Consider the following 21244-nt stretch of genomic DNA (forward strand, 5'->3'; position numbering starts at 1 on the left):
TTTCCAGGTGACCTTGTGGCGGTTGACCTGCTCAACCCGCTCCTTCCACAGAACCGCGGTTTTCCCCCGGTCTTTTGCCGCGGGTTTTCCGCCCCGTTTCTTCCTCCTGGCCATCCCCGCGGTGATGCCCTTCCTCACCTACCGCGGGGCGGTGCCCAGCAACCCCTCCCCCGGCCGCCTCCACGCCTCCCGCAATATAGCCACCGCCCCCCGACTCCCCGCCATCACCCCGCTCACCTTGATATCCATCGGCGCCGTTTGATTGGAAAACCACTGCAACGCCGGGCTATCACTGCGAGCGGCCAGCAACTGCGGGGCCGCTGCTGGGGTGTGGGATTCGGCGGAGGTCAGGAGCAGCGACGACCATGTCGCCACGCCGACCAGCGCGGCGAGCACTGCGAGGGCCTGGACCATATGGGGTGGGGAAATGCGTGCGGTGAAGGTCATGGGTTGAATCTCCTTTTTATCCCTGCTGTCAGCCTACGCGGCAATTCTCTCCGTTTTATTTCACACGCCTTACATGTTGGCCGTGCACGATGGCGCAGGACGCAAAGGAGCGCGCGCGATGAACAGGCAAGAGGGTTTTACGCTGATCGAGTTGATGGTGGTGCTGGTGATCATCGGCATCGCCAGTGCGGCGATCAGCTTGAGTATCAAGCCCGATCCGTTGCAGTTGCTGCGCAAGGATGCCGAGCGTGTGGCGCAGTTGCTGCAGGTCGCGCAGGCCGAGGCCCGGGCGGATGGCCGGCCGATTGTGTGGGTGAGTGATGCCAAGGGGTTTCGCTTTAGTCGACGCAGTGACAGTGGCAAGGGGTTTGATCATTTCGCGCAGGATCCGCAGTTGCGGCCGCGTGCCTGGCAGAGTCCGAAGATGGAGGTGCGGGTGGAGCCGAAACAGAGGGTCGTGCTGAACGCTGAGTGGATCAATCCGCCGCTGCAATTGACGTTGTCGGATGGCTTGAATCGCTTGAGTGTGCTGCGTGATGGCAGTGGAAGGATCAGCCTGCAATGAAGCGCCAGCAAGGGTTTACGTTGATTGAGGTGATGGTCGCGATTTTGTTGATGGCGGTGGTGAGTCTGATTGCCTGGCGGGGGCTGGACAGTGTGACGCGGGCGGACAGTCATTTGCAGGCGAGCAGTGAGCAGAGTGACGGTTTGTTGCGGGTGCTGAATCAGTTGCAGCGGGATGTGGAGATGCGGGCGGGGATTGAGTTGACGGAGCCGAAGAAGGTTGGCGTGGATGATGAGCCGCCGAGCGCCCCGCCCGCTTTGACTGTGCGCAGTAGCGACAGTAAGGGTTTTCGGCTGGACATTATTCGGAGTGCGGCGGATCAGCCGGGGGCGTTGCAGCGGGTGCGGTGGTGGGTCAAGGGCGACACTTTGTACCGCGCGGTGGCCCCGGCGCGCAGTCAATATCCACTGCCCGCGCCAACGGCTGGGGTGGCGGTGTTGAACGAAGTCAGCGATGCGCAAGTACGCGTTTGGGAAATCGATAAAGGCTGGCGACAACTGAGCGGCAACCGGCAGGAGGATCCACAAGGGCTGGAGATTCGGTTGACTCGGCAGACGCCACAGGGGGTGGAGAAATATCGGCAGGTGATTGGCCCACTTAATTGAGCCGTTCCGCCTACGGCAACTTCAACGAGATCTGTGCTCATCAGGACAAACTGCCCGGCTGTCAGGCCGCCATCGCTGGTAAACCAGTTCGCTGTGCGTCAGATAGTTGAATGGTCATCTGTGGCTTTACCGTGAATCAATCTCCTGTTCGGACGATGGCTCGACGCAATGGACTCACCGCATAAGATCCGGCCTTCACGTTGACGATGTTGCAGCGCTGGTCGCCATGGAACGCTTTTCAACACCAATCGAAACAGCGAAAAACATGATGCCGAGAACGGCCAGGCCTGCGCCAACCCAGCCCGTTGATGCCCAGCCGAGTCCGCCGGCAATGGCGAGGCCACCAAGCGAGGCACCGACCGCGTTGGATATGTTGAATGCGCTGTGGTTGAGGGCCGCGGCAAGTGTTTGAGCTTCACCGGCAACATTCATCAGACGTACCTGGAGTGCGGGTACCAGTGCGAAGCCGCATCCGATTAAAAACAGTACAGCCAGAGTGCCGATCCCAGAGGATGCGAAAACGGAGAAGCTCGCCAGGAACACCGCGTTCCAGATCATGATGTAGAAGATCGCAGGAACCAGCGCGCGGTCAGCCAGCCAGCCGCCAATCAGGTTGCCAACAATCATGCCTATGCCCCAGACCGCCAAGACCATTGGCACCTGGCCGGATGTAAAACCAGTCACTTCAGTCAAGGTCGGGGTAATGTAGCTATACACCGAAAACATCCCGCCGAAACCGATTGAAGCTGTAGCCAGCGTTAGCCAAAGCTGAGGCTTTTTGAGACCAGCGAGTTCGGATTTCGGACTCGCAGACTCGTCGCGGGGGATGGTCGGGATAAATATCCAAAACAGAACGATGGCAATGACTCCACCCGCAGCGAGCAGCGCAAACGCGCCCCGCCATCCGAAGAGCTGACCGATCCACGTGGCAGTTGGAACACCTACGACATTGGCCGCCGCCAATCCCGCCATAACATAGCCGGCAGCTTGAGCTTTTCGATTTTCAGCGACCATGGTCGCGGCAACCAGGCAGGCGACACCGTAGTAAGCGCCATGCGGCAGACCGGCCAGGAAACGCGCACCTAGCAAAGTTGCATGATTCCAGGCGACGGCGCTTGCCCCATATCCAATCGCAAAAAGCGCAAGTAATGCGATCAATAGAGCCTTGCGAGGGCAGCGTGCGGCGAGGATTGCAATGAGCGGCGCGCCGACCACAACGCCAAGGGCGTAGGCCGTGATGTAACCGCCTGCAACCGGTATGGAAACGTGCGTGCTCGACGCCAGACCGGGAAGCAAACTCATGGACGCAAACTCACCCGTACCGATGAATAGGCCGCCGAGGCCAAGTATGGCGATGGCCGTGCCTGTGCCGTGTGGGACGTCAATGGCCGGACGGGACTGTGAAGTGCTCGTATCGATACTGGATTGACTGGTCATGAACAATGCCTCCGATGAAGCGATACCGAAGGCACGCTTTAAAAATGCAACGCAGTGGCACCTGTCTGGATGAGGTGCCAAGAATGGGCTTACCGGGTCGTAGTCGCCGGCCTACTTGTGGACGATATCCGCGATGTAATCGGTGAATTCATCTGCGTAATCTTCGTGCCAGCGAGAAAGCGCTGGACGGTTCTGGATCATGTCATCTGCTGCCCACTGCATGCGGCGCTGATCCAGTTCCCAGCTGGCTTCGTTGTCTTCACAGAAAATATAGAAGTCGCCCTCAGCCATTTTCTCGACCATGCGATCTGCGACTTGATCGGCTGTCCATGGACTGTCCGGCTTTTGCGTATCACGGGTCATACCTGGGAAATTCATAGGTGTGAACGTGTATCCAGGTATCAGAAGGTGAGCGGTTACACGGTCACCCACCTTCTCGCGTAGCTCATGGGCTAACTGCTCGGTAAGGACTTTGACCGCAGCTTTTGAAAGCGAGTACGCCGCGTTTCCAGGACGAGTAGTGATGCCTTCCTTCGAGCCAAGGTTGACGATGGCGGCTGCGCCGCTTTGGGAAAACATCGTATCTACGAAAAGCTGCTGTAGCGTCAACACACTCCAGAAATTGATTTCCATCAACATTCGCCATTGGGCCAGGCCTTCCCATGGCCCCGCCCCCGTGTTGATGGCTGCGTTATTCACCAGTAGGGATACTTCACCGAATTCACATGACCTTTCGTAGAGATGGTGAAGATCGCTTTCGGACGTGACATCGCCCTTGATCACCAGCAGGTTCACGTCAGGAAATTGATTGCGTAATGTCTTGATCGCAACGTCCAATGCAGACGCATCGCGATCAAAAAGAACGACGTTCATTCCCTCGCTGGCAACCCGCCGCGCAATGGCGTAACCAATGCCAACTGCAGCCCCGGTAATGACCGCAACGGCACCGCTACGAATGGCTGGATGATTCACAAGAATGTTCTCCTGACTGGATGTTCGTTAAGCGTCGGACTGGCCCGCAGGACAATCTCAGTAATTTCGGCGGGCACACCGAGGCGGATTGGAAAACCGTTCCACAAGGCAGTGCCATTGCTGACGTAAAGCCTCATCTTGCCGACGTCATAATGGCCGGAGATAAAACCCTGATTGGCATATCCGGCTACCAAGTCCAAGCCGGTGATCATGCCCCCATGGGTGTGTCCGGACAGTTGCAAACCGACGCTAGCAGCCGCCGAATCCGGTGCACCTTGGGGGCGATGTTTTAGAAGAATCGTGGGCACATCTTTTGGAGCGCCGGCGAGGGCTTCAGCCAAGTCCGGGCCTTTATGGCCATAAGCTGGAGCAGCCTCGTCAGTTACGCCTGCGACGATTAACTGGTCTGCGCCTTTACGCAGGATGACGTGCTCATTCACCAGAACCTGCATGCCCAAACGCTTGAACTCCGCGATCCATTGGTCTGCGTCGAAGTAGTATTCGTGGTTGCCAGGAATGGCAATTACACCCAGTGGAGCAGTGAGCTTGCTCAGCGGTGCGACGTCGTTCTTACGAGCTTCGACGGTGCCGTCTATGAGATCACCGGTGATCAGAATGGCATCGGCATTCAGTGCATTGGCGCGAGACACGACTCCTTCAACCCAATCAGCCTGGAATAGGCGGCTGATGTGCAAGTCAGTCAACTGGACGATCCGTAAGCCATCCAGTGATCGAGGCAGGTGCTGCACCGTTACTTCAACGCGATGAACGCCAGGCACCTGCACTGCTTGATAAACACCCACGGCTGAAAGCAGCAGCGCTGCTAGTGCGATTGCGGAACGGAGTCGTCCATCAAACACGTCTTTCATAACCACCGTGCGCCTGATCGCAAGGGCTGCACAGATCAAATCGGTGACCAGCGTCAGCACCATCACCAGTACAAACGCACAGAACAGCCAGCCTGCAACCAAGACCGCTGCACGAGGCACCTCAGGGGAAAACATCGTTCCGTAAACGGCGATGAGAATAAGGTGGTACTTCGAAATGATGAGCAGCCCTACCGCCAACAGCGCACGCCAACCACGACCGACAGGTAGCGGGACGATGAAGCGCCAAAGAACATAGAGGTAAGCAACGGTCAGGTAGATATGGAACACAGTACGGACACCACCCTTAGGGTTGACGAAGCGATCGTTGAGTGAAATTAATAGTAACCGAGATGAATCGCGCAATTGATTAGCGAGATTGCATCAGCCTTTGAATTCAGCTCAACCATGGACACGTCATGCCTGTACTGCCTACCGCACGGCTTTCTCGTGCAGACCTCGCCGATCTGAATTCCTTTCTCGCCGTTGAAAGGATGCGAAGCTTTACCCATGCGGCGGTCGAACTCGGTATCACGACCTCAGCGCTGAGTCATGCCATCCGCAATCTGGAAAGTCGGCTCGGCGTTCGGCTGCTGAATCGGACGAGCAGGACGGTGTCTCCAACCGACGCAGGAGCCGCGCTTGCAAAGCGATTGACCGTGGGTTTTACCGAGATAAGCGGCGCTCTGGCAGCGCTGGATCGCCACAGAGACAGACCTTCCGGCCGACTTCGGCTCAACGTCTTGGCTGACGGCGCACGCCTACTGTTCACGAAGTTTCTTCCGTTATTTCTGGAGGCCTATCCTGAGGTCTCAGTAGAAGTCGCAGTTGACGACAGGATGGTGGACATCGTTTCGGCAGGCTTCGACGCCGGCATCCGTTTCGGCAACACGATTCCCGAAGACTACATTGCCGTGCGACTTAGCGAAGAGTTGCGATGGGTAGCGGTGGCCTCGCCTAGATACCTGAACGCTAATGCTCGTATCGTGATTCCCGAGGACTTGAAGAACCACAACTGCATCCAGATTCGAACGGGTAACGGTGTCATCTACCGGTGGGATTTTGAAAAGGATGGCGACCATCAGGCCATCGATGTTCCTGGACAGCTATGCGTGAACGAAACCACTTTCGGAATTGAGATGGCACTAGCCGATCGAGGCATCACCTACTGCCTCGACGAACGTGTCAGTGCTTACCTCGCTCGCGGCGAGCTACAAATTGTGCTCCCGGACTGGGCTCCCATCGAACCCGCATTTTATATTTACTACCCTGGACGTCGACAAATGCCGCCAGGTCTTCGAGAGCTGGTAGATCTGTTTCGGGCTAACCTGTCCTCCTGACCAGATTATCGAAGGCCGCGTCCATCACGCTGAATGACGACAGCCCCCAAGAGAGATGGGCTGGCTGGCCGCCATCGCTGGCAAGCCAGCTCCCGCAGGTATTCGGGGCAGGCAGTTGGGGATTGGTTAGCTGTTAGGCCGTCATCGCGAGCAGGCTCGCTCCTACAGGGATTGGGTGAGGTCAGTGGGGGATTGGTTGGTTGGCAGGCCGCCTTCGCGAGCAGGCTCGCTCCCACAGTGGGAATGGGTGGAGTCAGTTGGGGATAGGTTGGCTGGCAGGCCCCTTCGCGAGCAAGCTCGCTCCCACCGTTTTAATGTGCGTACAACCCAAGCGGCAAAGCCGCCCCACTCGACAGGATGAGCGTTAGCTCGGCTGCAGCTCTTGATCTTGATCCACGGGCGACGTCGGAAGGCTGAGTGGAGGGATTCATCCGGGGGTGGGAGCGCAGCGACCGTTTGGCGCAGCCAAATGCATCGAGAGGAGGTGCAGCGAAGCAAACCGTAGGCGATGCGCCCGGATGGATCCCGGAGCGAAGGAACCCCGAGCTTTAGCGAGCGGGCCGGACGTAGGAGCAAGCGTTTTTGGTTACTTTTGAGGCGTTTGTCAAAAGTGACCCGCCGTAAGGGCGGAACCCTAAGCCGCCGTTACCGCAGCAACGGATATGTACCCAATCAACCCCACTAACTCAAAACAACGACGCCACCCGGCAACTCAGTGCACTTAACGCCATAAGCATCCCGAATCAGCAATGCAACGCCAGCAAGTTGATCAAGGCTAAAGCGCGCCTGCACCCGCCGCTGCCCAAGCTCACGATTAAGCAGCAACAACATCCCCGGCCGATACCGATTGATCTCATCAATCATCTGGCTCAGCGTAGCGCCGTTAAACACCAACACTTGCTGACGCCAATTCATCACCGCCGCCGTGTCGACACTCTGCACACTGCCAACCTGCCGCGCGTCGTAAGTCACCTGCTGCCCCGGTTCAAGACGCAGACTACGCCCCTCAACATCCACTTCAACCGCACCATCAAGGCAAGTCACACAGACTTGCTGATCAGTGTTGCGCAAGTTGAACCGCCCCTGACTGGCCCGCAACCACCCTCCCCCAGCCTGCATCGCCAACGGCAACCGCGCGGTCTGCACTTCAACTTCACCACTGACCAGCTCAAAACCCTGCACACCCTCAGACACTGCACGCTGATTAATCCGCGTCTGAGTATTCAGCTCCAGGCTCACACCCTGCACCGGTTCGAAACGACGCTGCTGGCCAACTTCAGTGATGTAGTCAGCACCCAGCCCTTCAAAACCACCAGGAATCGTCCCGCGCACCAGCAAAAACCCCGCCGACGCAGCAATCGCCCCACCGAGAAAAGCACGACGGCCAAACCCACGCGGTGCTTGTATGCCTTGCGCGGCGGGTTGCAAGTTGTGCCACAACACCTTGGCCTCTTCGAACGCGCGGGCATGCTCGGCACTCCGGGCGCACCATTCGCGCAGGGCTCGGGCGTCGGCCACGGTAGCGCGGCCGGAGGTCAGCAGGACCAGCCAGTCGCGGGCTTCGCTGTGCAGATGGTCGGCCGCCGATGGCTCGGCAGGTGTCAGTCGAAAGATGTTCAAACGCGCAGATTCTCAACGAATTGATCGGGCACTATTCAGAAGACGGTTTTCCGGCCCCGCGACCGAACCGCTGAAACACTTTTCTTTCCAGTTTCGCGGCGCAGAAGCCCAACGCGGCTTTGATTTCCTTCTCGACCATGCGCGTGGAAATGCCGAAGCGCTGCGAGATTTCCAGATGCGGCGCCTCCTCCAGACGCGCCGCGATGAAGATCTTCCGGCGCCGTGCGGGCAGCTCGTACAACGCACTGAGCAGCGACTGGATTTCCTTCTGCCCACCGACTACTCGCGCGGGATCGAGGGCTTCGTCGCCGATTTGCAGCAGCTCTTCGACTTCCTCGCCGGTGAGCAGGCGCGCGTCGGCCTGACGGCGGTCGGCGGCGATGTTCAGGGCCATGCGATAGAGGTAGGCATTCGGCCGCAGGACGTTCGGCGGCGTCTCCATGCGATCGACGCGCAGATAGGTTTCGTGCAGCACGTCGTTGGCCAGATCTTCCGAACCGAGACGCCTGCGCAGGCGCACCCGAAAGTCCTCGTAGGACGTCAGGAACAGTTGGACCATCGAACCTTGTCCGGTGTCTTTCATCCCCCGGAAACTCCTTCCCATTTGGTGCATTCCATGCGTTTTCCTGACGACTCCGGTAACAACAGCAACGTGACCGGCTGACGCAAGGCGCTGGGCGTCGGCCGGTCGATTTTGAGGTTGCGAAAGCTTTCCACCAGCGCGTTGTCGCGCCGTACATCACCGGTCGAAGTGACCAACCGGTTGTGCTGCACCAAGCCGTCGCGGCCGACCCAGACCTGCAACACCGCGCGATAACTGCCCGGCCGGGTCAGCGGCGAGCGGCACAGATTGCGCTCGATCGCCGCTTGCACGGCCGTGGCGTAACTGCGGTTGACCGCGACGCTTTCCGGCGTCTGTTTTTGCGATGGTGCCGGTACGTCTTCGACCTGCGCCACTTGCAACGTAAACGCATCGTCGCGGGCATACCGCGCCATCAAACCGCTGCCGCCGAGCAATCGACGCAGGGCATCGGCGGCGGTGTATTCACCATCCACCGCCAGCGAGCGACGACCGCGACTCAACTGACTGTCGACCAGCACCGCAACGCCCGTGGCGTGGCTGTACTGATCCAGCGCGCGGGCCAGATCCTGTGCCGGAATGTGCAGCGTCATCCGCAGGTCCGCCGGCACCGCATCGGCCATGGCATGGCCCGCCGCACAGCCAAGCAGCCACCCCAGACACATCCGGCGCACAAGCCTCGTTGAACGCTGAAAACCGTCCGTGGAATTGCCTCGCTGCACGGCTGACGAATCCTTGGAAATCGTCATCCTGAGGGCTGTTTATGAATCTGGTGTGACGGGCGGTGCAAAAAAACCATCACGGGAATTGCGCACGGCTTGCACTAGACTCAAGCCATAGCGCGGCCCCATCGGGCCGGCCAGGAGGCGAGCATGAACACACTGTGGCGATTAAGCCTTGGCGGGCTGTTGTTGATGGCGCTGTCGAGCGCTTATGCCGAACAGCCGCTGGGCTGTGTGGAAGTGACGGTCGGCGGCTACAAGGCACCGAATTACGATTGTCTGAGCCAGCAGATGGGCAATAACCCGGAAGGCGCTGCGGCGGCGGAGAAGAATCAAGAGGCGCTGAATGTGCCGTTGAACAAGCGGCCGCCGAATCAGGTTGGCCTCGCGACGCCGGCGGCGACCAGTACGCGGATGGGCAATACCTTTGGCACCTCAGTGAAACCGCAACGCCCACCGCAATGACACGCCACCGATCGTTCCCACGCTCCGCGTGGGAATACAGCCCGGGACGCTCCGCGTCCCATCCAGAGCCGAACGCAGAGCGTCCGCTGAGGCATTCCCACGCAGAGCGTGGGAACGATCCTGTGGTCTTCAGTCGCTTACCGATCGTTCCTACGCTCCGCGTGGGAATGCAGCCCGGGACGCTCTGCGTCCCATCCAGAGCCGAACGCAGAGCGTCCGTTGAGGCATTCCCACGCAGAGCGTGGGAACGATCATCGGGGGCTCAATCGCTTGGCGTTTGGCGAAAGCTCACCGCGAGGCGGTTCCAGCTGTTGATGGTGGTGACGGCCATGGTCAGGTCGACCAGCTCCCCTTCGCTGAATTGCTCGCGCGCCTGCTGATACACCTCATCGGGCACACGGCTTTCCGCCAACAACGTCACCGCCTCGGCCCAAGCCAACGCCGCACGCTCGCGCGGGTTGAAGAAATTGCTATCGCGCCACACCGCAATCGCATACAAACGCCGATCACTCTCCCCGGCCCGTCGCGCATCCACCGAGTGCATGTCGGTGCAAAAGGCGCAGCCGTTGAGCTGTGAGGCGCGGATGCGGATCAGTTGCAGCAGCGGCTGCTCGATACTGAGGTTGGCGGTCAGCGCCTCCATGGCAATCATCGCTTTCATCGCCTTGGGCGAAGCGTTGTAGTAATCCAGGCGCGGGGACATGGGCGGGTCTCGGTAGACGGAATAATGAGTTCACCGTAAACCCCGGCAGCGGCGCATTACAGCCCCAATTGCACGGAAAACCGCTACACCACTGAATCCCCGCCAAACACAAATCCCTGTAGGAGTGAGCCTGCTCGCGATAGCGGTGTGTCAGGCAACATTGATGTCGGATGTGCCACCGTCATCGCGAGCAGGCTCACTCCTACAGGGATCTAGGCCAATTTTGGGTTTTTCGGGTAGGCAACTATTGCCGATCACGTAACAACGGTAATCTGGCGCGCACGCCAATTAGCCTCGGGAGCCTCGTCGGTATGGAACTTCACGTCGTGATCAACGGCCGCAAGGATCTTGCCGGTCAGTTGTATCAGCAGTTGCGCGGCGCCATCGAATCCGGGCGTCTGGCCGCTGGCACGCAATTGCCACCCAGCCGCCTGCTCGCCGAGCAACTGGGCATCTCGCGCAAGACCATTTCCGACACCTACGCGCAACTGACCTACGAAAACTTCCTCACCGGGGTGATCGGCAAAGGCACTTACGTCAACGCGCGCCCGGCGCAGGTCCAGCGCAAACAAAGTCACACCGAACTGGCCAGTGCCGAGGTGATCGAGAGCTGGCGCAATCTGCCGGTGTTTCTCCGTCACCCGACGCTGGAAGGCTCGTTGCGTTACGACTTTATCGGCGGCGCCACCAGCCAGGGCCAGTTTCCGCAGGATGACTGGCGCCGCTGCGTCGCCCATGCGATGCGCCAGATGAGTCAGTCCAAGGGTTTCTACAGCGTCGCCGAAGGCCTGCCGGCGCTGCGCAATGCGATTGCCCGGCACATCGCGTTTTCCCGGGGGATCAACTGTCAGGACGAAGACATCGTCGTGTGCAACGGCGCGCAACAGGCGCTGGACCTGATCACCCGCGTGCTGATCAGCCCCGGCAGTCGGGTGGCGATGGAGGATCCGGGTTATCCGCCGGCACGCCTGTTGTTCGGCACCCATGGCGCCGAGGTGGTCGGGATTCCGGTGGATGCCGAGGGCATTCAGGTCGAGCACATCCCCGATGGCACGCGCCTCATCTATGTCACGCCGTCGCATCAGTTTCCGCTGGGCATGCCGATGAGTCAGGCGCGCCGTGAAGCCTTGCTGGCCCGCGCTCATGAGTTGGGCGCGATTATCATTGAGGACGACTATGACAGCGAGTTTCGCTACGAAGGCCGGCCGACCGATTCGCTGTACAACCTCGATCAGCGCGGCATCGTCGCCTACGTCGGCACGTTCTCGAAAACCCTGCTGCCGGAGTTGCGCCTGGGTTATGCGATCCTGCCGCCGGCGATTCTCGAGGCGGTGATCCGCGCCAAGCAGCTCACCGATCTGCACGCCTCGACCCTGCCGCAATGGGCGCTGGCCAAGTTCATCGCCGAGGGCTGTCTGCTCAAGCATATCCGCCGCTGTCATGCGATTTATGCGCAGCGCCGTGAGCGGATTCTGGCGCGCATGGCGGATGATTTGTCGCCATGGCTTGAGGCGGTGCCGGCCAGCGCCGGGTTTCATATGGCGGTGTTCTGCAAGGTGCCGATCGACTTGCCGCTGGTGATCGAACTGGCGAAAAAGGTCGAAGTCGGGCTGTACTCGATCAACGGTTTCTATCATCAGCAACCGGCGAAGAACGGCCTGTATTTCGGCTTCGGCGCCATCGAAACGCTGGACATCGATATCGCTCTGGATCGCCTGCGTGACATCCTCGAACAGCTGTCATGAGCCTTTGGTATAACGCATTTACTGCCGATTGGTTATTGGTGATTCACGACGGCAGGCCTATCCTGCACAGGCGTTATCCCTCAATGAGCAGGATTCGTCCGGCCTGATTCAGGAGTGTGAGCAATGTCCAACGAAGTGATCAATACGGTCCAGGTGCAGGCTGCGGCCGGCCGCTCGGATGAGCTGGGCAGGCAACTGCAGAAGATCGTCGAAACCCTGCGCGAGACGCCGGGCTGCGATTCCTACCTGGTCGACCGCTGCCCCGAGGACAGCCACCGCTGGACGGTCAGTGCCCGCTGGCAGTCGGAAGCGGCGATGCAGGCGCATTTCAACCGGCCCGAGGCGCAGGGGTTTATTGACCTGATCGATAGCCGGTTGGCCAATAGCGTGGATTTCAACAGTTTCCCTATCGTCTGATCTGACGCTATCGCTGGCAAGCCAGCTCCCACAGGGTTCAGCGTCGTTCGATAATTTAATGAACGACACAAAACCTGTGGGAGCTGGCTTGCCAGCGATGGCGTACTCAAACACGCTGAATAACCGCCGATTGGTCACCTGATCTTCCTGAATATTGGCCGTTTGAATGCGCCACCCTGCGGACTACTGTGATTGCACCCCCAATCATCACAGGTAACCCGCCATGAAAGCCCTGCCCTGCTTCGCCGCCGCCCTCGCCTTCAGCCTTTGCACCTCGGCCGCCTTCGCTCACGATCCCTCGGAAAAAGTCACCGTCCTCCAAGACCAGATGCTGAAAAACGCCCCCGGCAAAAAAGCCATGATGATCGAGGTCGACTACAAACCCGGCCAGTCCTCCATCGCCCATAAACACGATGGCACGGCGATGGCTTATGTGCTGGAAGGCGAAGTGATTTCCCAGGTGAAGGGCGAACAGGCGATCACCTACAAAAAGGGCCAGTTCTGGTACGAACCGGCCGGCTCCGAGCATCTGGTGTCAAAAAATGCCAGCCAAAGCAAGCCGGCGAAGTTGCTGGTGTTCATGGTCCTGGCCCCGGATGAGCAAGTGCTGATCCCGCTGAAAAACTGATGGCTGTTTAACCAGCCATAAATAAAAAGGCGCAAATCATCGTTTCGCGCCTTTTTATTTCCCGGCGCAATTAACCGCGCCGGGTTACAGCAAATGAAACTATCTAACACGTTTTAACTCAGCAAATTGTCAGGTTGGCGGGTTTAGTCTGAATTAACTGTCGTCGCCGACGGCATTTCCAAACTTTCCGACTGATGTTGTTTCACGGGAGAAACACCATGAAACTTGCGCTCACCAGTGTACTGGCAATATCGGTTTTAGCTCTGTCAGCCTGTTCAGTCCCCACCGCGCCGAAAGCAGTTTCCTCGCTCGACACCTTGCTCCCTCATCCCACCGGCCGCAGCAGCGCCACCCAGGTAAAAAGCGGTCCCGGCGTGTCGTTGGGCGTGGTCTACAGCCCAAGCACCCAGACCAACCGAGAATACCTGCGCGACTACCAGGCCAACGCCGGCACCGGTTTCGGCCAGAGCCTGCTGGTGCAGCCGATCCACGACGCCTATGTCGCCAGCTCAAAACCGGACATGGCGGTGGACTGGGTCAACGCCTCCCTGCAACGCCAGTTTGGCTCAGTGACGGTGTATCCGGACATGCAAAGCCTGCGTGCGGCCAAGCCGGATGTGGTGGCGATCGTCGATACCCATAGCCAGTTGATCACCTCGCGCAGTTCCGACATCAAAGCCGATGTCAGTGCCGATTTCTATGATGCACGGTTGAACTACATTGGTACGGCGAAAGGTTCAGAGGCGCGAGAGTTGACGCCAGTATGGGCGGACTTCAAGCGGTCAGAAGAGATAGTTGCCGATATTAATCAGCAGCAGGATGTGCAAGTTCGGGCGCTGCAGAAGTTTGACCAGTCGCTCAACAATTTGGTCGCAAGGCCTGCGGATAAAGTGTCGATGCTGGATAGTAAACAAGGTCAGAAGTTGTATTGATATAAAGAACGCCATCGCGAGCAGGCTCACTCCTACAGTTGGAATGCGCTCCCCCTGTAGGAGTGAGCCTGCTCGCGATGACGCCATAACAGCCAGCAAAAAACCCTAAGACATAAAAAAGCCCCGGCATCTCACGACACCGGGGCTTTTTCATTCAGCCACTACTTACGCCAGTTCAAGCTCAGCATTCGCAGCCACAGCAGGCACGACCGCCTGCCCGCTCAACGCCAGGTCCAGCAGTTCACGGTTGGCCACTGCATACATGGCGTAGTCCGTGCCGCTCGCAGCACGGATTTCCACCAGCATGGCGCGCCAGCGCGAGATCATGCTTTCGTGCTGTTCCATCCACAGCGCCAGACGTGCTTCCACGTCCAGCGTGCCGTCGCCCTGTTGCAGGACGGAGATGGTGATTGCACGTTGCTGCCAGTCGACATCGTCACGGAACGCTTCACGGGCCAGGGCTTGCCAGTTGTTTTCAACCGGCAGCGCGCTGATCTGTTGCAGGTACCAGGTGATGTCCAGCGCACTGCCCACGGCGAAGTAAGCCTTGGCCACTTCGGCCGGATCCTGGCCAGTCACGTCGGACGCTTCGATGATCGGCAGCAGGGTGTACAGGTGCGAGGTGCCCGCGACCATACGCGCCAGCAATTCCGGTACACCGGCCTCGACGTACGCCTGATAACGCGCCTGCCAGTTTTCACGGATTTCGCCGCTCAGCAGTTCGTCGAGCTTCAGACCCAGCTCTTTCAGGTGTGGACCGAAGTGCGCGGTATCACGGGCAGCGTTCTGCTCGTTGCGGCGGGCACGCAGGAACCAGCGCGTGGCGCGGCGACCCAGACGCATCAGCTCGTCCATCAGCTCCAGCTGCACGTCAGCGCTGACTTGGTAGTCCAGCGCTTCGATCTGACGGAACCAGTGCGGGAGGTGGAAGATGTCGCGCACGATCACGTAAGCACCGGCCACGTTCGCCGGGCTCATGCCGGTCGACTCTTTGAGTCGCTGAACGAAGGTGATGCCCATGTGGTTGACCAGGTCGTTGGCGATCTGGGTGCTGACGATCTCGCGCTTCAGACGGTGACGACGCATGGCTTCGGAGAACTTGCTGACCAGAGACGGCGGGAACGCCGTTTCCATGTCGCGGGTCAGGTAATCGTCGTCCGGCACCAACGAGCCCAACAGCTGCTCTTTGAGGTCAATCTTGCTGTAGGAGATCAGTACCGACAGCTCAGGACGGGTCAGACCGTGGCCTTCAGCAATACGCTCGGCCAGTTGCTCTTCGGTCGGCAGGAACTCGATGGCACGGTCCAGCTTGCCACGGCCTTCCAGATCGCCCATCAGACGCTTGTACTCAGCGATGCGCGCATAAGCGCGGCGCGCCGCCAGGGACAGGGCCTGAGTCTGCTTGTAGTTGTTGCCCAGCACCAGATTGCCGACTTCGTCGGTCATGCTCGCCAGCAACTGGTTGCGTTGCTTGTCGGTCATGTCACCGGCCTGAACCACTTCGTTCAGCAGGATCTTGATGTTCACTTCGTGGTCGGAGCAGTCCACGCCACCGGCGTTGTCGATGAAGTCGGTGTTGGAACCGCCGCCATTCAGACCAAATTCCACACGACCCAGTTGGGTCATGCCGAGGTTACCGCCCTCGCCCACGACTTTGCAGCGCAGCTCGTTACCGTTCACGCGCAGTGCGTCGTTGGCCTTGTCGCCGACATCGGCGTGGCTTTCGGTGCTGGCCTTGACGTAAGTACCGATACCGCCGTTCCACAACAAATCCACTGGCGCCTTGAGCAAGGCATTCAGCAGTTCGGTCGGGGTCAGCTTGTCAGCCTTGATGTCGAAGCGTTCCTGCATCTGCGGGGAGATCGCGATGCTCTTCGCGCTGCGCGAGAAGATACCGCCACCTTCGGACATGATGCTGGTGTCGTAGTCGGTCCAGGCCGAACGCGGCAGGTCGAACATGCGCTGACGCTCGACGAAGCTGGTCGCCGGATTCGGGTTCGGGTCGATGAAGATGTGCATGTGGTTGAAGGCAGCGACCAGTTGCAGCTTGTCGGACATCAACAGGCCGTTACCGAACACGTCACCGGCCATGTCGCCGACGCCGACAACAGTGATGCTGTCTTCCTGAACATTGATGCCGCGCTCGCGGAAGTGACGTTGTACGCCAACCCACGCGCCTTTGGCGGTAATGCCCATTTTCTTGTGGTCGTAACCGGCCGAACCACCGGACGCAAACGCGTCACCCAGCCAGAAGCCGTAGTCGATGGCGATGCCGTTGGCGATGTCGGAGAAGGTTGCAGTGCCCTTGTCCGCTGCGACCACCAAGTACGGGTCGTCATCGTCGTGGCGAACCACGTTCAATGGCGGCACCAGTGCGCCGTCTTTCAGGTTGTCGGTAATGTCCAACAGACCGGAAATGAAGATGCGGTAGCAGGCGATGCCCTCGGCCGCGATCTCGTCACGGCTGCCGCCCAGTGGCAGGCGACGCGGCAGGAAGCCGCCCTTCGCGCCGACTGGCACGATGACCGAGTTCTTCACTTGTTGAGCTTTCACCAACCCGAGGACTTCGGTACGGAAGTCTTCTTCACGGTCGGACCAACGCAGACCACCACGCGCGACGTTACCGAAGCGCAGGTGCACGCCTTCAACGCGTGGCGAGTAAACGAAGATTTCGAACTTCGGCACTGGCTTCGGCAGTTCAGGGATCGCGTGCGGGTTGAACTTGAAGCTGAAGTACGACTTGTTCTGGCCGTTGGCGTCAGTCTGGTAGAAGTTGGTCCGCAGGGTGGCTTTGATCAGGTCGAGGTAACGACGCAGGATGCGGTCTTCGTTGAGCACCTGGACATCGTCCAGTGCGGTCAGAATCGCTTGTTCCAGACGCAGTTGCTTGTCTTCCAGATCGTCGTCGCTGAGTTTGCGCGCCAGATAGAAGCGCGTCTTGAACAACCGGGTCAGCTCGCGAGCGATGTCGGTGTGGTTGTTCAGGGTGCTGGCGATGTAACCCAGATCGAAGCCCAGACGAATCTGCTTCAGGTAACGCGCGTAAGCACGCAGCAGCGCCACGTCGCGCCAAGGCAGGCCGGCGGTCAGTACCAGTCGGTTGAACGCATCGTTTTCGGCGTCGCCCCGAACGATGTGGACGAAGGCGTCCTGCAGGGTGTCGTTGAGTTGCTGGATGTCGAGGTCCAGGCCTTCAGCGGCAGTGAACGCGAAGTCGTGAATCCAGAACTCGCGGCCATTGGTGTGACGCAGACGGTACGGGAATTCACCCAGTACGCGCAGACCGAGGTTTTCCAGAATCGGCAAGACGTCGGACAGTGCCAGCGGCGTGTCGGCGTGATACAGCTTGCAATGCAGCTCGCGCTGGCCGGAGACCTGACCGAGCGGCTGATAGAAGCTCATCACCAGCGGATTTTTTTCGTTGAGGCTCAGCAGGTGCTGCATGTCGACCACGGCCGAATGCGCTGCGAAACGCTCGCGGTAGCCGGCCGGGAAGCCTTTCGGGAAGTCAGCCAGCACGTTGGTGCCGTGGGCTTCGCCGAAGCTTTCGACGGTCAGTGCGGCGTAGTCGTCCTGCCAGCTGCGGCAGGCTTGCACGACTTCTTTTTCCAGCAGCACCGGGTCGATGTCGAGACGGTTTTTCGGGTCGACACGCAGGATCAACTGCACGCGCGCCAGCACGGACTCGGAGAAGAACGTCCAGAACTCGCAATCGGAAGCCTTCAGACGCTCCATCAATACTTGCTGGATCTTCTGGCGAACTTCGGTGGAGTAGATGTCGCGCGGCACGTAGGCCAGGCAGTAGCAGAAACGACCGTACGGATCTTTGCGCAGGAACACGCGGATCTTGTTGCGTTCCTGGATCTGCACGATCGACATCACGGTGGTGAACAGTTCGTCGACCGGGGTCTGGAACAGGTCATCACGCGGCAATACTTCAAGCACCTGCGCCAGTTCCTTGCCCAGGTGAGCCTTGGACTGGAAGCCGGAGCGGGTTTCGATTTCTTCGACCTTGCGGCGGATGAACGGGATGACCCGCACGCTCTCGCCATACACCGAGGAGGTGTACAGGCCCATGAAGCGGTGTTCCTTGATGACTTTGCCGTCGGCGTCGATTTCACGGATCGATACGTAGTCCGGGTACGCCGGACGGTGAACACGGCTCGGGTGCGCAGCCTTGGCGAACGACAGCAGGGTCGGTTCGCGCAGGTAGGCAACAGCGTAGTCTTCGATGCGCAGGTCTTCGTAGGTCAGGCCGGTGCGCAGCAGTTTGGTCAGGCCGAGGAAGGAGTTCTGGTCGTACTCGATATGGCCACCATCGGCCTGATCGGTGACCACGAATTCTTCGTAGCCGAGGAAGGTGAAGTGGTTGCCCACCAGCCATTCCAGGAAGCTCTTGATTTCGTTCTTTTCGTCGGCATCGACGGCGAACGCGCTGTTGTCGAGCTTGGTGAGGATTTCCTGCACCTTGGCTTTCATTGGCTCGAAATCGGCGACCGCGACGCGGACTTCACCGAGAACCTGTTCCAGCTCTTTGCTCAGCACATTCAGTTCGGCCGCGTTGGCGCAGCGGTCGATTTCCAGGTACATCAGCGATTCGTGCAGAACGCCTTCGCCGGTGCTGCCCTTCGGCAGGATTTCCAGCAACTCGCCCTTGCTGCCACGACGCACGCTAAGCACGGTGGTTTGCAGGGTGTGGATGCTGTAGCCGCGACGGTTCAGTTCGGTACGGACCGAGTCGACGAGGAATGGCAGGTCATGGTGCAGGACTTCGACCGCGGTGTGGGTCGACTGCCAGCCATGACGCTCGTAATCGGGGTTGTAGACGCGCACTTGCGGTTGCGCGTGATCGAAGCGCTCAAGCAGGCGCCACGCAGAAAGAGTACAGCCAGCGAGGTCGGAGAGGCGACGTTGAGTCAGCTCGTCCAGGGAAATGATGCCGAAGAATTGTTCAGCGAACAGCGCCACTTGTGGCAGTGCCTGTTCACTGATGTGCTGCGCCAGTGCCGCTTGCAGTTGGTGCTGGAAGTCGGCTTTGCTGGCTGCGGTGAAGAACGCCATCTGTGGTACTCCGCTTAAGCTTGTTATTGATGGAAAGCGTCGCGTGCAACACCCCTTTCGGGGCTTGTGTCGCCCTGTTCCTGATTCTCGGGCAGAGGAAACAGGGGGACAGGTGGGTGAAGCTGGACGGGACACTGAGGTCACATTCACCTTCCATTGAATGAGCATCTGCAAAAGCGACTGTCAGCGTCGCCGACAATGCCTTTACGGGTGCTCATCCGTTGCGCAGCTTAAAGGGTGCGACAATGTGTCTGCTTGCGGTGCTGCGACATATTCGGTCATTGGCACGTAAACCGAGGGTTTGACACCGGTAAACACTAGCACTCATGGCGCAAAACGCTGGTCTGAATGCCCGTTTTTACGGTACATGCGTGCCAGAAATGACCATTGACCCACGTCGCGTTCACGACACATCCTCTGACACTCTCACATGCAGAAATTCCCGAGGACTGGCAGAATCGCGCCCATTAGCGACCAACACGCCCCTCGAGGCAGGAATTGACCATGCAAATGACCACCGCCCTACTGATCGTCAACCCGTGCGATGACGAAGAAGACAACATGGCCATGCTCTGCTGCCACAGCGACAAGGGCGACATGTTCCTGATGAGCCGTTATCCGGATGAGGATGAGCTGGAAATCACCCTGGATGGCGAGCCTTCGACGCTCGACGGGGTGAAAGTCACATTGACTTCGACGCTGCTGAAGATCGAGATCGCGGCGGCGGATGCTGATGCGTTGAATGGGGATGATGTGCTGGAGATCAGCTTTAACCCGGATATGGTGGATATGGATGAGGTGGTCGAGACCTTGACGAACATCCTTGATGGGACGGGTACCTTCATTAACGAGATTTGATGGCGTCCGTTCTGGCCTCATCGCTGGCAAGCCAGCTCCCACAGTGATTGATGTGTTGCACAAATCGCATGCACACCGCCGATACCTGTGGGAGCTGGCTTGCCAGCGATGAGGCCTTCACAGACAGCCAAAAGATCGCAGCCTGCGGCAGCTCCTACATTGGAATGCAATCACCTGTAGGAGCTGCCGCAGGCTGCGATCTTTTGCCCTTTTCTACAAAATGCCGTTAGTCGCCACCCCCTGCGATGGATTAAAGTAACGCCCCCAGCCCCGGCGTTATCCGAACGCCTGTGGCCACCCCTTTCCAGGAACAGTCACCGATGGAACATCGTGAAGCGCTGCTGGCGCTGCGAACCTTTCTTTCAACGCAGATTCTCGGCCAGGAAAAACTCATCGAGCGTTTGCTCATCGCCCTGCTCGCCGACGGCCATATGCTGGTCGAGGGCGCGCCGGGTCTGGCCAAGACCAAAGCGATCAAAGAACTCGCCGAGGGCATCGAAGCCCAGTTCCATCGCATTCAGTTCACCCCTGACCTGCTGCCGGCCGACATCACCGGCACCGAGATCTATCGCCCGGAAACCGGCAGTTTCGTGTTCCAGCAAGGGCCGATCTTCCACAACCTGGTGCTGGCGGACGAAATCAACCGTGCGCCGGCCAAGGTGCAATCGGCGCTGCTCGAAGCCATGGCCGAGCGTCAGGTCAGTGTCGGTCGCAGCACCTATGAACTGTCGCCACTGTTTCTGGTGATGGCCACGCAAAACCCGATCGAACAGGAAGGCACCTACCCGCTGCCGGAAGCCCAGCTCGACCGTTTCCTGATGCACGTGAAAATCGGTTTCCCGGACGCTGCCGTCGAACGCCGCATCCTCCAGCAGGCCCGTGGCGAAGCGCTGAACGGCGAAACCAAGCCTGAACGCCGCGTGAGCCAGCAGGCAATCTTTGCCGCGCGCAAGGAAATCCTTGGTCTGTACATGGCCGATGCCGTGGAGGAATACCTCGTGCAACTGGTCATGGCCACCCGTACGCCGGCCAAGTTCGACCCGGAAATGGCCGAGTGGATCGCCTATGGCGCCAGCCCGCGCGGTTCCATCGCCCTCGACCGCTGCGCCCGTGCCCACGCCTGGCTGGCCGGTCGCGACTTCGTCAGCCCGGAAGACATTCAAGCGGTGCTGTTCGACGTGTTGCGCCACCGCATCATTCTGTCGTTTGAAGCCGAAGCCGCCGGCATCGATCAGGATCGGGTGGTGCAGCGGATTCTCGACGTCGTAGCCGTCGCTTGAC

General features: G+C 59.2%; 18 protein-coding genes and 2 pseudogenes. 10 read left to right on the forward strand and 10 right to left on the reverse strand.

The annotated features are described in order from the left end of the window. Both rnhA and AK821_RS26795 read right to left on the reverse strand, forming a co-directional pair. Positions 1-138, reverse strand: a pseudogene (gene rnhA, locus AK821_RS31505) (ribonuclease HI); the annotation flags it as partial. 54 nt (positions 139-192) lie between these two features. Further along, positions 193-447 (reverse strand): annotated as a pseudogene (locus AK821_RS26795) (type II secretion system protein N); the annotation flags it as partial. 118 nt (positions 448-565) lie between these two features. Here AK821_RS26795 and gspH point away from each other — a divergent pair. Together gspH and AK821_RS26805 are read left to right on the forward strand one after the other, a co-directional pair. Continuing rightward, a complete protein-coding gene (gspH, locus tag AK821_RS26800; protein ID WP_064392940.1) occupies positions 566-1012 on the forward strand; it encodes a type II secretion system minor pseudopilin GspH in 447 nt (148 codons plus the stop codon). Next, positions 1009-1617 carry a prepilin-type N-terminal cleavage/methylation domain-containing protein gene (locus AK821_RS26805; RefSeq protein ID WP_064392941.1) on the forward strand — a complete coding sequence of 203 codons (609 nt, stop codon included), beginning with the start codon at positions 1009-1011 and terminating at the stop codon, positions 1615-1617. Before gspH ends, AK821_RS26805 begins: the two co-directional genes overlap by 4 nt. Before the next feature lie 195 nt (positions 1618-1812). On the opposite strand, the gene AK821_RS26810 is transcribed toward AK821_RS26805, so the two are convergent. From AK821_RS26810 to AK821_RS26820, 3 genes are all read right to left on the reverse strand, one after another. Then, entirely contained in the window at positions 1813-3054 is a 1242-nt protein-coding gene (locus tag AK821_RS26810; RefSeq protein WP_064392942.1) for an MFS transporter, read from the reverse strand. 111 nt (positions 3055-3165) lie between these two features. Next, complete coding sequence (locus AK821_RS26815) at positions 3166-4026, reverse strand: SDR family NAD(P)-dependent oxidoreductase (RefSeq protein ID WP_064392943.1); 861 nt, start codon at positions 4024-4026, stop codon at positions 3166-3168. After that, complete coding sequence (locus AK821_RS26820; protein WP_064392944.1) at positions 4023-5183, reverse strand: metallophosphoesterase; 1161 nt, start codon at positions 5181-5183, stop codon at positions 4023-4025. The genes AK821_RS26815 and AK821_RS26820 overlap by 4 nt, the downstream gene beginning before the upstream one ends. A gap of 128 nt (positions 5184-5311) precedes the next feature. Here AK821_RS26820 and AK821_RS26825 point away from each other — a divergent pair, with 128 nt between their 5' ends. Then, positions 5312-6232 (forward strand): LysR family transcriptional regulator, encoded by a 921-nt coding sequence (locus tag AK821_RS26825; RefSeq protein ID WP_064392945.1) that lies wholly within the window; start codon positions 5312-5314, stop codon positions 6230-6232. Positions 6233-6913: 681 nt separating this feature from the next. On the opposite strand, the gene AK821_RS26830 is transcribed toward AK821_RS26825, so the two are convergent. The 3 genes from AK821_RS26830 to AK821_RS26840 are packed head-to-tail and all read right to left on the reverse strand — an operon-like array spanning position 6914 to position 9097. Further along, positions 6914-7852: a FecR family protein gene (locus AK821_RS26830; protein ID WP_064392946.1), complete on the reverse strand. Its 939-nt coding sequence runs from the start codon at positions 7850-7852 to the stop codon at positions 6914-6916. Positions 7853-7883: 31 nt separating this feature from the next. Then, positions 7884-8435 (reverse strand): RNA polymerase sigma factor, encoded by a 552-nt coding sequence (locus AK821_RS26835; protein ID WP_007913935.1) that lies wholly within the window; start codon positions 8433-8435, stop codon positions 7884-7886. Continuing rightward, positions 8432-9097: a secretin and TonB N-terminal domain-containing protein gene (locus AK821_RS26840; RefSeq protein WP_064392947.1), complete on the reverse strand. Its 666-nt coding sequence runs from the start codon at positions 9095-9097 to the stop codon at positions 8432-8434. Before AK821_RS26840 ends, AK821_RS26835 begins: the two co-directional genes overlap by 4 nt. Positions 9098-9304: 207 nt before the next feature. Between AK821_RS26840 and AK821_RS26845 the strand changes: the two genes are divergently transcribed. Continuing rightward, complete coding sequence (locus tag AK821_RS26845) at positions 9305-9619, forward strand: hypothetical protein (protein WP_064392948.1); 315 nt, start codon at positions 9305-9307, stop codon at positions 9617-9619. A 262-nt stretch (positions 9620-9881) separates the two neighbouring features. Here AK821_RS26845 and AK821_RS26850 read toward each other — a convergent pair whose 3' ends face one another. Then, complete coding sequence (locus AK821_RS26850) at positions 9882-10322, reverse strand: carboxymuconolactone decarboxylase family protein (protein WP_008087990.1); 441 nt, start codon at positions 10320-10322, stop codon at positions 9882-9884. Positions 10323-10633: 311 nt separating this feature from the next. Here AK821_RS26850 and pdxR point away from each other — a divergent pair, with 311 nt between their 5' ends. The 4 genes from pdxR (at position 10634) to AK821_RS26870 (ending at position 14044) form a co-directional block, all read left to right on the forward strand. Then, positions 10634-12067, forward strand: a complete 1434-nt coding sequence (gene pdxR, locus AK821_RS26855; RefSeq protein WP_064392949.1) for a MocR-like pyridoxine biosynthesis transcription factor PdxR — start codon at positions 10634-10636, stop codon at positions 12065-12067. A gap of 123 nt (positions 12068-12190) precedes the next feature. Further along, positions 12191-12484 carry a putative quinol monooxygenase gene (locus tag AK821_RS26860; RefSeq protein WP_016984406.1) on the forward strand — a complete coding sequence of 98 codons (294 nt, stop codon included), beginning with the start codon at positions 12191-12193 and terminating at the stop codon, positions 12482-12484. Between the two features lie 223 nt (positions 12485-12707). Beyond that, the gene (locus AK821_RS26865) at positions 12708-13112 is read left to right on the forward strand and encodes a cupin domain-containing protein (protein WP_064392950.1); all 405 of its coding nucleotides are present in this window, start codon (positions 12708-12710) and stop codon (positions 13110-13112) included. Between the two features lie 218 nt (positions 13113-13330). Further along, positions 13331-14044 carry a hypothetical protein gene (locus AK821_RS26870; protein WP_064392951.1) on the forward strand — a complete coding sequence of 238 codons (714 nt, stop codon included), beginning with the start codon at positions 13331-13333 and terminating at the stop codon, positions 14042-14044. A gap of 165 nt (positions 14045-14209) precedes the next feature. On the opposite strand, the gene AK821_RS26875 is transcribed toward AK821_RS26870, so the two are convergent. Then, a complete protein-coding gene (locus AK821_RS26875; RefSeq protein WP_064392952.1) occupies positions 14210-19105 on the reverse strand; it encodes an NAD-glutamate dehydrogenase in 4896 nt (1631 codons plus the stop codon). Between the two features lie 504 nt (positions 19106-19609). Between AK821_RS26875 and AK821_RS26880 the strand changes: the two genes are divergently transcribed. Beyond that, entirely contained in the window at positions 19610-19963 is a 354-nt protein-coding gene (locus tag AK821_RS26880; protein WP_064392953.1) for a hypothetical protein, read from the forward strand. A 320-nt stretch (positions 19964-20283) separates the two neighbouring features. Next, positions 20284-21243: an AAA family ATPase gene (locus AK821_RS26885; protein ID WP_003218556.1), complete on the forward strand. Its 960-nt coding sequence runs from the start codon at positions 20284-20286 to the stop codon at positions 21241-21243. The last annotated feature ends 1 nt before the right edge of the window (position 21244 follow it).

Source organism: Pseudomonas sp. RIT-PI-r (genome assembly GCF_001297015.1).
GTDB lineage: Bacteria > Pseudomonadota > Gammaproteobacteria > Pseudomonadales > Pseudomonadaceae > Aquipseudomonas.

Excerpts from the sequence above, each read along its gene's own strand:
- gspH (WP_064392940.1), top strand. The coding sequence starts at position 566 with ATGAACAGGCAAGAGGGTTTTACGCTGATCGAGTTGATGGTGGTGCTG.
- AK821_RS26860 (WP_016984406.1), top strand. The coding sequence starts at position 12,191 with ATGTCCAACGAAGTGATCAATACGGTCCAGGTGCAGGCTGCGGCCGGC.
- AK821_RS26870 (WP_064392951.1), top strand. The coding sequence starts at position 13,331 with ATGAAACTTGCGCTCACCAGTGTACTGGCAATATCGGTTTTAGCTCTG.
- AK821_RS26810 (WP_064392942.1), bottom strand. The coding sequence starts at position 3,054 with ATGACCAGTCAATCCAGTATCGATACGAGCACTTCACAGTCCCGTCCG.
- AK821_RS26850 (WP_008087990.1), bottom strand. The coding sequence starts at position 10,322 with ATGTCCCCGCGCCTGGATTACTACAACGCTTCGCCCAAGGCGATGAAA.
- AK821_RS26885 (WP_003218556.1), top strand. The coding sequence starts at position 20,284 with ATGGAACATCGTGAAGCGCTGCTGGCGCTGCGAACCTTTCTTTCAACG.
- AK821_RS26835 (WP_007913935.1), bottom strand. The coding sequence starts at position 8,435 with ATGAAAGACACCGGACAAGGTTCGATGGTCCAACTGTTCCTGACGTCC.
- AK821_RS26880 (WP_064392953.1), top strand. The coding sequence starts at position 19,610 with ATGCAAATGACCACCGCCCTACTGATCGTCAACCCGTGCGATGACGAA.
- AK821_RS26805 (WP_064392941.1), top strand. The coding sequence starts at position 1,009 with ATGAAGCGCCAGCAAGGGTTTACGTTGATTGAGGTGATGGTCGCGATT.
- AK821_RS26840 (WP_064392947.1), bottom strand. The coding sequence starts at position 9,097 with ATGTGTCTGGGGTGGCTGCTTGGCTGTGCGGCGGGCCATGCCATGGCC.
- AK821_RS26865 (WP_064392950.1), top strand. The coding sequence starts at position 12,708 with ATGAAAGCCCTGCCCTGCTTCGCCGCCGCCCTCGCCTTCAGCCTTTGC.
- AK821_RS26825 (WP_064392945.1), top strand. The coding sequence starts at position 5,312 with ATGCCTGTACTGCCTACCGCACGGCTTTCTCGTGCAGACCTCGCCGAT.
- pdxR (WP_064392949.1), top strand. The coding sequence starts at position 10,634 with ATGGAACTTCACGTCGTGATCAACGGCCGCAAGGATCTTGCCGGTCAG.
- AK821_RS26875 (WP_064392952.1), bottom strand. The coding sequence starts at position 19,105 with ATGGCGTTCTTCACCGCAGCCAGCAAAGCCGACTTCCAGCACCAACTG.
- AK821_RS26845 (WP_064392948.1), top strand. The coding sequence starts at position 9,305 with ATGAACACACTGTGGCGATTAAGCCTTGGCGGGCTGTTGTTGATGGCG.